Here is a 12,670-nt window from a genome sequence, read left to right as displayed (position 1 = left end):
CTGTTTGGTATACTTAAAACCCCCGCAGATCTATTTGCTTTGTCGTTTGTTTATATAATCAGCAATTTCGTTTCTAATTGGTCTTGGAACTAGTCTATAGTAATCAGGACCGGATGAATAATCTTAAAAATAGAAATGAAAATGCGAAAATTGGTGATTATCTTTATTTTAAGTGCGGTAAGTGAGGGCTTTTCACAGGAAACCGGGAGTGTTTATTTCAACACTCAATTCTTACCTAATTCCGAGGTGGCAACTTTTAAAAAGAATAGCGTTGGGTTCGATTTTCCCATAAAAAACTTTTCAAGTAAGGAAAGTATCAGCTTGATCGGGGAATATCAAAATTTGAACATTGGTTATGTCGATGAGGACGTGCCTTTTGAAACCTATCAAATCGATAACTTCCAGACCTTTAGTTTAGGGCTATTATATAATCGAATCCTTGATAATGGATGGGGTTTTTCCTTAAAAGTGGCTCCCCAGATATCCTCTAATTTTGATGTAGAGGAATTGGGTAACGAGGATATCTTTGTTAATGGTACCTTGGTTTTTGATAAATTAAACGCGGAAAATAAATCGATGTGGAGTTTTGGGGTAGCATACGATGCCCAAAACGGATTGGATATCCCGATTCCCGTCATTGCCTATACCAAAAGAATAGATGATCAATGGGCATATAAAATAGGTTTTCCCGATAGTAGGTTAAAATGGTCTTTTCACGATAACCATAATTTTGAAGCCTTTACCACCTTGGATGGTTTTGCCGGAAACATCAATGATGAGATCGAGATTTACAAAGAAGATTATACAGGTAAGTTGAAAAACACCTATTTGGTTGGTGGTTTGGGGTATAACATTTCCTTCCTGAAAGCTTTTGAATTCAATGCCAAAGCCGGTTATTCGGATTTTAATACGATGGAAGTCCAAGATTATGATTCAGATCGGATTTACGACTTTGATATGAAGAATGGTTTATACTATAATTTCGGATTAAAGTATAATTTTAATAAGAAAGCCAAGGTCAAAAGTCCTTACTAGTTTTATCCGTTTGGCAAATAGCCCTAGCTCCAATCTAAGCCACTCCGTTATTATCCTTGTTGATATATTGCCCTTTTCCCTTTATGGTTGAAAAGAATCAAAACTTCTTCGAGGTATCTGTTTTTTTGTTTTATTCCTTTTTTTATATTCACATGGAAAACTATGGTTGGTTGTAACAAAACAGTCAATCCGTCAACTAATTGGCATCAACAAAAAAATATAAAAAATGAACGCACACGAAATAGACTACGAAATTTATGGGGAAGAAATGCAGTATGTCGAAATAGAACTCGATCCCCAAGAGGCCGTTGTGGCCGAAGCGGGAAGTTTTATGATGATGGATTCCGATATTAAGATGGATACCATTTTCGGGGATGGTTCCAATCAGGACAATAGTGTACTGGGAAAGATTTTTTCAGCAGGAAAGCGGGTGCTCACAGGGGAAAGTCTGTTTATGACCGCCTTTTTGAATGTGGGACAAGGAAAAAAACAGGTAAGCTTTGCTTCACCCTACCCAGGAAAAATACTGCCTATTGACCTTTCTGAAAAGGATGGGAAGTTCATCTGTCAAAAAGATGCATTCCTTTGCGCAGCCAAAGGGGTTTCCGTGGGTATCGAATTCTCCAAGCGATTGGGCAGAGGCCTTTTTGGTGGGGAAGGATTCATTATGCAAAAGTTGGAAGGTGACGGAATGGCTTTTGTACATGCCGGTGGAACATTGGCAAAAAAAGTATTGGCGCCAGGGGAAGTATTAAAGGTAGATACCGGTTGTATTGTCGGTTTCACCAAGGATGTCGATTATGACATTCAATTTGTGGGAGGTATAAAAAACACGGTCTTTGGTGGAGAGGGCTTGTTCTTTGCCACGCTTCGAGGCCCAGGAACGGTTTATATACAATCCTTACCCTTTAGTAGATTGGCCGGAAGGATAGTGGCATCGATTCCCAGAGGAGGTAAGGACAAAGGGGAAGGAAGCATTTTGGGTACACTAGGGGATATCGTTGGTGGAGACAATCGATTTTAACCCAGATTTTTCCAAGTCGTAGTATTAGGGAAGATCAATGGTATTGGTCGATAAGGAAAAACAAGAAAGGGAAAATGGTCCTAGGACCATTTTCCCTTTTTTACACTTAATTTAGTTTGTCGGAAGCCTTTATTAAACGGGCACTTAAATCCGGGGTCTCCATATCCTTATCCAAAGGAAACATAGGGCGTTTTATGTGTTTGTAACCCAAACGTTCCAAATCTTGGTCAACCCCACCAGGGGTCAGGGCCATGATCCAATCCCCTCGCATATTGTACAGTTCAGGAACCAAGTAACCGATTTTTACCACGACAATATCGGTCTCCTCCGGATTCAAATCCAAATCCGTGAAATCAGCTTTATAGTGGTATGGCTTTCTTTTATTGGTGACGATCACTTGTATACTGCCTATCTGTACGACTACCTCGACTTCCGCATCACGGTCCCCTTCTTTAATGGCCGTTACCGTACCGGTAAGTTTTAAGGGAGGGGCGAAACGATCGTCAACTTCGGCACCTGCCATTGCGGAAACTTTTCCACCGACACCCACTTTTAAAGCTTCCTGGATCAATTTGGGACCAGGTATGGAAGCATAGATCAAGGAAGGGCCTTTGCTGGTCTTGAATTCAGGACGCGATAAAAGTTCCCGTAAGGTCCAAGTCACATCACCTGCACCTCCAGCGGTAGGGTTATCACCCATATCACTGATGATGAACGGATGTTTTTTACTGTTGAGGGCTTTCTTTAGACTCTCGTCAAAAGTTGCTACAGGGGCTACGAACTCAAATTCATTACGTACATCCCAGAAAGCATTGGCCAACGCTTCAGCTCCCTGTGTTACCTGTTCTTTGTTGTCACCGGTGACCATAACCACGGCATGGTTTCGGGGCTCATCAGCCCATGCATAACCAATCCAAATGGCCGCATCGATAACCCCTTCTTGTTTTTCTATAGCCGGTATTTTGGCATATAGGCTTTTGCCAGGTTCTATGCGGGTACTTGTTTTTTCGCCCGGCAGCAAAATGGGAACAGGGATCCATGCCTTGTATTTGGGTTTGCCCTTGCCATTTTCCAAACGATCCAATAGGTTGGTGATCGCCCTTGCCTTCGATTCCAAGGCATCTTCATGGGGGGCCATCCGATAACAGGTGATCAGATCACTTTGTTCTGCCAAGGTTTCGGAAACATTACCGTGTAAATCCATTGAAGTGGAAATCAGGACATCCGGTCCGACCACTTCCCTGATTCGTTTAATTAGGTCACCTTCGGCATCTTGCAACCCTACAACACTCATTGCTCCATGAATATCAAAGAACAAACCGTCGTATGGACCGTTTTCCTTCAGCATTTTCAAGGTTTTATCAACCATACTTTCATAAGCCTCCCTCGTCGTAATACCACCGGGCAATGCTTTGCCCAAGAGGGTTGGTACCCAATCTGCCCTTTTGCGAATTTCACTTCCTTCAGCAAAAAAGGGATATTTTCCAAAAATAGAATCCCCGATTCGGGCATGAAAGGCTTCTTCATGACTTTGGGCGGGTGAAAAGGTACTCGATTCTATACCCAGACCTGCAATGGCTACCCTGGGAAGATTTTTTACATTATTGTCTTCTTTCTTTACCTGTTTGCAACTTAATACCAGGAAAAATGAAATAATAAGGAGTGCAATCGACTTTTTCATGTAGTTTGTTATTTGGTTTGGTTTAAATCCCTGAAATTTGTCTTGGAATATAATTGAAATCGTTTTCATTCGTTGCTTAAAAGTAGCATTTAATTTTCATTTTCGACTTTTGTGTACGGAGCTCTTTGGCTATTTAGAATGAACGTAAATTCGATGTTAAAAATTAGTAGTAACCCAAAATAAATCTATCTTGGAAAAAGGTCGTGTAAAGAATATCAAAACCGAGTTGTTGTCCGATAATTGGTATATCCTCAAAAAAATCACTTTCGATTATGAAAAAGAAGATGGTACATGGGAAACCCAAATGCGGGAGGTTTATGATCGTGGTAACGGGGCAGCCATCTTATTGTACAATGGCAAGAAGGGTACTGTGGTTTTGACGAGGCAGTTTCGTATGGCTACCTATGTAAATGGCAATACAGACGGAATGTTGGTTGAAGTCTGTGCTGGTTTGTTGGATGGGGATAATCCAGTGGATTGCATAAAGAAGGAGGCAGAGGAAGAAACAGGATATAAGATCGAGAATGTACAGAAGGTTTTCGAATCATTTATGTCCCCCGGCTCCGTGACCGAAATCTTGCATTTTTTCGTTGCCGAATATGAGGAAACCATGAAAATCAGTGAAGGTGGTGGTGCCGAGGATGAAACCGAGAATATTGAAGTTTTGGAGATGCCGTTCAAAGAAGCGATTGCTATGATCAAATCGGGAGAAATAAAAGATGCCAAGACCATCATGTTATTGCAGTATGCACAGATAAATAAGTTGCTTTAAACCTATTTCCTCAGGAATTCCATCAGGACGTTCGGTCCTTTTTTTGATTTAATAAGTGTCCCGTATTTCCTCGAGAATGGTTTGCATCTGTTTTTTTATTTCCGATGGACTCTCCCTAAAATGATTGTTCATAAAGCTGAAAATCAATGTTTTGCCCGACTTGGTCAGTAAATAGCCACTTAAGCAATGATTATTGCTTAAGCTACCTGTCTTTGCATATATGTATGGTTCTGGGTTACCCGGATACCAGTCTTCCAAGGTTCCAGCAACGCCACCTACCGGAAAAAACCGGAACAACCTTTCTCTAGGTATCTCAGTATACAGTTTATACAGCACGTGCACCATAGACTCCGGGGTAAACAAATTATAACGGGAAAGTCCCGAGCCATCTACCCATCTTGGGGGTTGTTTTAGATCGGACAAGTGGTTTTCAAGTATAAATTTTCGTGCCTTCGCACTGTTAAGGGTATCCGATAGGGTAGAGGATGCCAAAAAAAGTAATTGTTCGGCAAGGAAGTTGTCACTCACTTCCATCATTCGGCTATAGATGGAATCAGCAGCTATTCCATATAAAACGTTATGCGCTGTATTGGGCATGGTAGGCGATATCCTAATTTTCTTGCCAAGTGCTTTTTCCAACAAATTCTTGGTCAAGCTGCTATCGACAACAAAGGGGATTTCAAGGGTATCTTTTTGGGAAGGGTCAAAATAGAACAAATTCTTTATGGGATCTCGCTGTACGGCATTTGCATAAGGAAATATACTATCCTTAAAATAATCCGGCGAAATCCGTAGGCTATCGCCATTCTCAATGGTAAGCACATTCCCATAAAGCGGAAAACCACTACGTTCGGGCGAATAATAATATTGATAATCATCCCATGACCACCCTGGGCCAAATTTTTCATCCTTGAAGTTGTTCAGGTATAGGGCGATATTTTCATGGGATTTTAAAAAACGAATGGCCGTGCTGTCTTTTAAATAGGGGTGTAAAACCGAAGGGTCACCAGTACCTTCTATATACAGGGTGTCCCTTACATAGGAATATTTAAGTGAGGGAATTCGTTCTGGCAATAACTTTAAAGAAGTGAAAAGTGTAAAGATCTTGGTGTTGCTGGCGGGTGTGAAATATTTGGAACTGTTGTGTTGGTACAAAGTATCCCTGGTCGTTGCATTCAACAATAAAAAACCCGTGAACTGGTCACTGAAAAGCGCTGTTTTCAAATGGGGGTCAATGGTCTTCTTCAATTGTTTTTTAACACTTGAACATCCTGTGGTTAAGATAGTTAACAGTAGTAATACAACGATTTTTTTCATATCTTTAACGTAGAGTTTACCAAATTGAATTAAACTGTGTTATTTTAACAGGAAATTATCGAATATTTAACGATTGTCAAACAATATTGTTGATTGATTTATAGTTAACTTTGGAAAGACAACAACTAATTAAACATTTTGTAATATGGCTAGAGCTATGCTTGAGTACACTAAAACAGTACTAAAAAAGGTTAGTTTTGACACAAAGCTATTTTGTAAAGAGCTTAAAAAGGCGGTAAATAGATTGCTGCCGGCCGAAATAGAGGAACTAAAATACTGGTTATATCAGTTCGTAACCGATAAACCGCAATTAAAAGAAAGTCTCATTTATTTAAATGCATAAATAAAGCCACCCTAAAAGGGTGGTTTTTTTTGGGTTTTCGTGAACCGCAGGATCATTTGTACCGTATATGTTATAATGTACCGTACTCAATTAGAAGTAGAGAAGTAAATGAAGTATTTTTTCCCGTTTTTGTTCCTGTTGATTTTAGGATGTGCCGATGATGATTTGAAGGGAGGGGAAATTGATCACGAAATTATAGGTCAGTGGCAATTGGAAGCTACAAAAATCAGTCCGGGGGGAATTGTGGATTGGACCCGTGTTGATGATGGTGCGATTTATGACTTTCAAGGCGATGGTTCACTCGAATTATCGAAATGGGATGGGTGCAAGGCACCGGTCAATGGTACCTTCGCCATCGCCGAGGAAAAACTCTATTTAAGATTTTTTTGTAATTCCGAATTGTATGAACCCGTTTACCGCATTTTGGTTGAGGAAAAAAAGCTCATATTGGGCTTCATAGGCTGCATCGAGGAATGCTCTTATCGATTCAAGCGGGTGGATTGATTTTTTATTTGCCCAATGGACTTATGATCTTAACATCCTGGAAGGCTATTGCACCCCTTACAATCCCGGAAATCACATCTTTTAATGCATCGGTAATCTGTATTTTCAATTCACTTTTGTGATAGATCAAGCTTACTTCACGAGCCGGTGAGGGAGCATTGAAATATTTTAGGTGCTTCTTTTTAAGATCATCCAATTCCATCGTATTTAGATACGGCAATAACGTCATGCCAAGTCCTTCATTCGATAAGTTGATCAACGTTTCAAAACTACCACTTTGAATTTGAAAATGCTCTTCCCCATAATTTTTGGTGGCATTACAAATATTAATGACCCCATCCCTAAAACAGTGTCCATCCCTCAATAAGAGAATATCGGCAATGTCCAAATCGGAGGGTTCAAGATTTTCCTTGTGTGCCAATCTATGGTTCGGGGGCACGTAACCTACAAAAGGTTCGTAATATAAAGGACGTTCCTTAATGAACTCAATTTCCAAGGGGGTAGCGGCTATGGCGCCATCCAAATGTCCATCTTGGATATTCCGAATTAGATTTTCAGTATTCTGTTCTTTGATGATCAAGTTGACCTTGGGGTATTTTTTGATAAAGGTTTTTAAGAACATCGGTAACAACGTTGGCATAATGGTAGGAATGATCCCTAAGGTATAATCACCCCCGATAAAGCCTTTTTCCTGGTCTACGATATCCTTGATGCGGTCGGCTTCATTAACGATATTTTTTGCTTGTTCCACAATTTTTTTACCAACCTCGGTAATAGCGATTGGTTTTTTTGCCCGGTCAAAAATCAAAATGTCCAATTCATCCTCAAGCTTCTGTACCTGCATGCTTAATGTAGGTTGTGTGACAAAGCTTTTTTGGGCCGCCAAAGTGAAATTCTTATGTTCGGCAACGGCCAATACATATTGTAATTGGGTAATGGTCATGAATTATAGTTTAAGCCTATAAAAATATAAAAACTAACGATTAAAACGGGCCTTGAAGACCTGAATATTCATTAATTTTATAGTATAATTAAAACAAATAGTATGTCTTACAATAGTATAGGATTAAGTGCCGAAAAATCAATGGCCTTAAGTAAAGATTTAAACGAATTATTGGCAAATTCACAAAGATATTATCAAAATTTGAGGGGTATCCATTGGAATATCAAAGGGAAACGTTTTTTTGACCTTCATGTAAAGTTTGAAGACTTGTACAACGACGCGAATATAAAGGTTGATGAGATCGCAGAGCGTATCTTGACCTTGGGAGGGGTGCCCTTACATACCTTTGAGGATTATATCGCGAATTCAAAGGTTCCTGTTGGTAAGAATATAACCAAGGATGAGGATGCCATTCGTCTTATTGTGGAATCGTTGACCCAATTATTGATGATCGAACGTAAAATTTTAAAGGCTTCCGATGAAGCTGATGATGAAGGTACCAATTCAATGATGAGCGATTTCATTTCTGAACAGGAAAAAACAGTTTGGATGATGAAAGCATGGTTGGCCGAAGATATATAGTAGGAACCAAAAGTGTATAAAAAAAGGCTTCCCTTAGGAAGCCTTTTTTTTGTTTTTTTATTGATGGTCAGGGGCTAAAACCGAATATTGAGTTCGAGATTTTCGTTGGATACCCCAAATTTGGAGGCATCAAAGCTCGGCGGTCCGTACATTTCCATAACTCCCGTTGTAGCATAGTTTTCCTTGGGCATTCCATTGGCCTCAAAATCCATGCGTTGATTGTCGTTTTCATCGTGTAACACCATAATGGCATATGTTCCGGGTACAACATCCTCAAAAGTCAAGGTAAGTGTGCCTTTGGTACTTTTCATGGCTACATGGTCCAAACCTTCTCCTTTCAAAAAGGTTTCCGAATTATGTAGGGAAGCCAGTATCTTGCCATTGGCATTCAATACATTTTCAATGTTCACTGTTACCGTAACGCCTTCTTCGGCTTGTTGTGCAGTAGCGATAAAGCTTGTAAATACCAATGATAAAATAAGTCCAATAGTTTTCATGTGTAGTGGTTTAATTGTTAGTACTGCGTCAAAACTCCGTTTATTACCTGTTTATTGAAAATCACAATGACCCAATTGTGGTTTTGCTGTCCTGAATTGTGTTTATGGTCACCCTTTTGATTATGGGGCATGGTATAGGAGAGGTCTCTAACCCAAATTGGAATGCTTACCATCGATTGGTACAAGGATACACTATAGCTACAGTTGGGTACAGGAATTTTACAACTGGGAAAATTGTATTGGGGGAATCCTTTTGTGTATGACACTTTTGTTTCATCAAAAAAATGAACGTCATGCTAAAATATCATGTATTATCCCTTGCTTTCCTTTGCACAAGCCTACTTGTAGCGCAAACAACCATATCGGGGAAGGTTGTTGATGAAAAGAATATTCCAATAAGTGGAGCCAATGTCTATCTGGAAGGAACATATGATGGGGCTTCGAGCGATGCAAATGGGGATTTTTCTTTTGAAACCACCATGAAGGGGTCGCAAACCTTGGTAATATCGAATATCGCTTACGAGACCCATTATGAAGTTGGGGATGTTTCCTACTTTAAAAACCTATCGATACATCTCAGGGAAACGATCAACCAGTTAAATGGGGTAACCTTAACCGCGGGTTCATTTGAAGCCGGTGACAATTCAAAAGTTTCCGTTTTGAAACCTTTGGATATTGTTACGACAGCGGGTGCCGCCGGTGATTTTGTGGCGGCTTTACAAACCCTGCCGGGTACTTCGACGGTCGGTGGTGATGGTAGGCTTTTTGTACGTGGGGGTGCAGCTGGGGAGACCCAAGTCTTTATCGATGGTCTTAGGGTTTTCCAACCCTTTAATGCCACGGTTAACAACATTCCGACCCGAGGAAGGTTTTCCCCTTTTCTTTTTAAGGGAATTACCTTTAGTACGGGGGGCTATTCCGCCGAATACGGTCAGGCGCTTTCCAGTGTTTTGTTATTGAATACGACAGATGTCCCCGAACAGGAAAAAACCGATATTTCAGTGATGTCAGTTGGTGGTGGACTTGGCCATACTGAAATTTGGGGAACGAAATCCTTAAGCATCAATACGTCCTATATAAATCTGGCCCCCTATCAGGCCTTGGTACCTTCAAACCAGGATGTACGCTGGAGAAAACCTTATGAATCTTTGTCGGGGGAAGCCGTTTTTAGGAGTAAGGGAGCGCACAACATGTTTAAATTTTACACAGGGTTCAACCATAGTACCTTGGATATAGATCAAAAAGACATCAATTATGAGGATTTGGTTCGTTTTCGATTAAAGAACAATAACCTCTATATAAATTCAACCTATAAGCATTATTTGGAAAATGACTGGACATTGGCGACAGGGGCCAGCGTTTCCATAGATAAAAACAAAATCGGTTTGCTCACAGATGCCATAGATACCGAAGAAATAGGAGCCCATATCAAATTAAAACTAAAGAAAAACTTCAGCAGTCGTTTTCAATTGACTTTTGGGGCAGCGTATTTTAAGTTGGATTATGAGGATGTGCTTATGGCGGAAAATGATAGGACTTATAAGAGTGTTTACGACGATGATCTAACAGCTGCCTTTGCGGAAGGCGATATTTTCTTCAGTAACCGGTTTGCGATGAAGGTAGGATTGCGGGGGGAGTATTCAACGGCGGTGGAAGATTTCAGTTTGGCCCCAAGGGTATCCTTGGCTTATAAGGGTGGGGATAAAGGACAGTTTTCTTTGGCCTATGGTGATTTTTACCAAAATCCGGCTATTGAATATGCGAAGTATGGTGACGGACTTAATACTGAAAAAACATCCCATTATATATTGAATTATCAGTATATGGGGAATGGAAGGACGTTTAGGGCGGAAGCCTATTATAAGGAATATGATCATTTGGTGAAGTTTGATACCGATACACCGGGATTTGATACGCTTTTCAATAATTTGGGAAGTGGCTATGCAGCAGGATTGGATGTTTTTTGGAGGGACAATAAGAATATCAAGAACCTGGATTATTGGATTTCGTATTCTTATTTGGATACCCAACGTGATTATTTGAATTTTGAAGAACAGGCGACACCCAATTTTGCGCCCAAGCATAATCTCTCGATAGTGACCAAATATTGGATAAACGATTTGCGTTCGCAGGTTGGTCTTTCCTATACCCATGCTTCAGGAAGGCCGTATGACGACCCGAATACAACAGGATCTTTTCTCGCAGAAAAAACAAAGACGTACAATAACCTGAGCCTTAATTGGGCCTATCTGGTTTCCCCACAGAAAATCTTATATTGTTCTGTGAGCAATGCATTGGGTTTTAAAAATGTCAATGGATATCAATATGCCGATGCACCAAATTCCAACGGGCAATTTGATCGCAGGACTATTCGTCCAACCGCCGATACATTCTTTTTTGTCGGTATCTTTTGGACGATCAGTGCAGATAAAAAGAGCAATCAGTTAGATAACCTCTAATGTTCGGTTAATCCTCACTTTTGATTGGAGTTTCATTGTCGTGAACGATCAAACATAACAAGCCGGCTATAAAAAACGAAACACCCCCAATGAACATCGCATAAATGGCCTCATTTTCAAAAAATGATTTCAAGATAAAGCCTAGGATACCGGCAGCGACTATTTGCGGAATTACAATGAAAAAGTTAAAAACCCCCATGTAATAGCCCATTTTGTTTGCCGGTAAAATGCTCGAAAGCATGGCATAAGGCATAGATAGGATACTGGCCCATGCAATACCGACACCTATCATTGAGACCAAAAGCATATTCGGATCGGTAATGAAATAGATTGAAATGAGTCCGATACCCCCAATGACCAAAGCCAATAAATGGGTGATTCGTCTACTGGTCTTTTTGGCAATGACAGGTAGTAGGAAGGCAACGACAGCCGCAATACCGTTATATATGGCAAAACAAATGCCTACCCAGTCGGCCCCTTCATTATATAAGGCTGAAGCCGTATCGGAGGTGCCATAAACGTGGCTTGTCACTGCTGAAGTGGTATAAATCCACATAGCGAATAGCGCGAACCATGAAAAGAATTGCACAAAGGCCAATTGTACCATGGTTTTGGGCATTTTGAAAATACCGATAAAAGATTCTTTCAATCCTGTAAAAACACCTGTTTGGGCGTTTTCCAATTTAAGTTTTTCCAAATCGTCAGGAGGGTATTCCTCTGTATTGAAGACGGTCCACATAACAGCACTGAAATATGCGATTCCACCCACATAAAACGACCATTTTACGGCATCGGGAATACCACCATCAGGAGCTATATTGCTTATCCCGAACCAATTGGTGAAAATGTAGGGCAGGGCAGAGGCAATAATGGCCCCAACACCGATAAAGAAACTTTGCATGGCAAAACCACTGGTTCGTTGTTCATTGGGCAACATGTCCCCAACAAAGGCCCGAAATGGTTCCATACTGATATTTATTGAAGCATCCATCAACCAAAGCATAATAACCGCCATCCATAAAGCTGTTGAATGGGGCATAACGAATAGGGCGATGGTGGCTAAAATTGCCCCAGTCGCGAAAAAAGGTCTACGACGGCCCCATTTTTTATGCCAGGTCCGGTCACTGTAATATCCAATAATGGGTTGTACCAACAGCCCCGTGACGGGGGCTGCAAGCCATAGGATGGGTAGTTCGTCCTGCGAGGCGCCCAGGGTTTCGAAAATTCGGCTGACATTTGCATTTTGTAAGGCAAAGCCAAATTGAATCCCTAGAAATCCGAAACTCATATTCCAGATTTGCCAAAATGATAACTTAGGTTTTTTAGAACCGATGGAAATTTGAGACATGTGGTGTATTTAAGTTGGAAAATAAAACGATTATAAAATTAGTGCTTTTTATCATTTTCATTGGTATCCGTAGGGCATTTTTATAGTCCGTCGCCAAAGGTTTTTTAGGGGTGTCAACACATTGGTTTTAAAGTGTCCTTCAAGTCCCCTTTTATAAGTAACCAT

The 12,670-nt window shown here is 40.5% G+C and carries 12 protein-coding genes; 7 read left to right on the top strand and 5 right to left on the bottom strand.

All coding sequences use genetic code 11. The features are described from left to right. The first annotated feature begins 135 nt into the window (after positions 1 to 135). Both LX92_RS11225 and LX92_RS11220 read left to right on the top strand, forming a co-directional pair. Complete coding sequence (locus LX92_RS11225) at positions 136 to 1,035, top strand: DUF6268 family outer membrane beta-barrel protein (RefSeq protein ID WP_109650543.1); 900 nt, start codon at positions 136 to 138, stop codon at positions 1,033 to 1,035. Positions 1,036 to 1,261: 226 nt separating this feature from the next. After that, a complete protein-coding gene (locus tag LX92_RS11220) occupies positions 1,262 to 2,059 on the top strand; it encodes a TIGR00266 family protein (protein WP_109650541.1) in 798 nt (265 codons plus the stop codon). 106 nt (positions 2,060 to 2,165) lie between these two features. Here LX92_RS11220 and LX92_RS11215 read toward each other — a convergent pair whose 3' ends face one another. Next, positions 2,166 to 3,740 (bottom strand): M81 family metallopeptidase, encoded by a 1,575-nt coding sequence (locus LX92_RS11215; protein WP_109650797.1) that lies wholly within the window; start codon positions 3,738 to 3,740, stop codon positions 2,166 to 2,168. A 190-nt stretch (positions 3,741 to 3,930) separates the two neighbouring features. Between LX92_RS11215 and nudK the strand changes: the two genes are divergently transcribed. After that, positions 3,931 to 4,512, top strand: coding sequence for a GDP-mannose pyrophosphatase NudK (gene nudK, locus LX92_RS11210; protein ID WP_109650539.1), 582 nt, complete (start codon positions 3,931 to 3,933; stop codon positions 4,510 to 4,512). Positions 4,513 to 4,560: 48 nt separating this feature from the next. On the opposite strand, the gene LX92_RS11205 is transcribed toward nudK, so the two are convergent. Further along, on the bottom strand, positions 4,561 to 5,829 hold the full coding sequence (locus LX92_RS11205; protein ID WP_109650537.1) for a D-alanyl-D-alanine carboxypeptidase/D-alanyl-D-alanine-endopeptidase: 1,269 nt from the start codon (positions 5,827 to 5,829) through the stop codon (positions 4,561 to 4,563). Between the two features lie 145 nt (positions 5,830 to 5,974). Here LX92_RS11205 and LX92_RS11200 point away from each other — a divergent pair, with 145 nt between their 5' ends. Both LX92_RS11200 and LX92_RS11195 read left to right on the top strand, forming a co-directional pair. Beyond that, positions 5,975 to 6,172, top strand: coding sequence for a hypothetical protein (locus tag LX92_RS11200; RefSeq protein ID WP_109650535.1), 198 nt, complete (start codon positions 5,975 to 5,977; stop codon positions 6,170 to 6,172). 108 nt (positions 6,173 to 6,280) lie between these two features. Next, a complete protein-coding gene (locus tag LX92_RS11195; RefSeq protein WP_109650533.1) occupies positions 6,281 to 6,676 on the top strand; it encodes a hypothetical protein in 396 nt (131 codons plus the stop codon). Positions 6,677 to 6,680: 4 nt separating this feature from the next. Here the strand turns inward: LX92_RS11195 and LX92_RS11190 are convergent, their stop codons facing one another. Further along, positions 6,681 to 7,619, bottom strand: coding sequence for a LysR substrate-binding domain-containing protein (locus tag LX92_RS11190; protein ID WP_109650531.1), 939 nt, complete (start codon positions 7,617 to 7,619; stop codon positions 6,681 to 6,683). Positions 7,620 to 7,721: 102 nt separating this feature from the next. Between LX92_RS11190 and LX92_RS11185 the strand changes: the two genes are divergently transcribed. Next, on the top strand, positions 7,722 to 8,201 hold the full coding sequence (locus LX92_RS11185) for a Dps family protein (protein ID WP_109650529.1): 480 nt from the start codon (positions 7,722 to 7,724) through the stop codon (positions 8,199 to 8,201). A gap of 74 nt (positions 8,202 to 8,275) precedes the next feature. Here LX92_RS11185 and LX92_RS11180 read toward each other — a convergent pair whose 3' ends face one another. Further along, entirely contained in the window at positions 8,276 to 8,698 is a 423-nt protein-coding gene (locus LX92_RS11180; RefSeq protein WP_109650527.1) for a DUF2141 domain-containing protein, read from the bottom strand. Between the two features lie 293 nt (positions 8,699 to 8,991). Here LX92_RS11180 and LX92_RS11175 point away from each other — a divergent pair, with 293 nt between their 5' ends. Continuing rightward, a complete protein-coding gene (locus tag LX92_RS11175) occupies positions 8,992 to 11,157 on the top strand; it encodes a TonB-dependent receptor (protein WP_109650525.1) in 2,166 nt (721 codons plus the stop codon). Between the two features lie 7 nt (positions 11,158 to 11,164). Here LX92_RS11175 and LX92_RS11170 read toward each other — a convergent pair whose 3' ends face one another. After that, the gene (locus LX92_RS11170; protein WP_109650523.1) at positions 11,165 to 12,445 is read right to left on the bottom strand and encodes an MFS transporter; all 1,281 of its coding nucleotides are present in this window, start codon (positions 12,443 to 12,445) and stop codon (positions 11,165 to 11,167) included. Positions 12,446 to 12,670: the final 225 nt, after the last annotated feature.

The organism is Maribacter polysiphoniae (assembly GCF_003148665.1).
In the GTDB taxonomy this organism is placed as follows: domain Bacteria; phylum Bacteroidota; class Bacteroidia; order Flavobacteriales; family Flavobacteriaceae; genus Maribacter_A; species Maribacter_A polysiphoniae.
The sequence above is the reverse complement of the archived record's forward strand: the minus strand, read 5'-3'. Positions and strand labels throughout refer to the sequence as shown.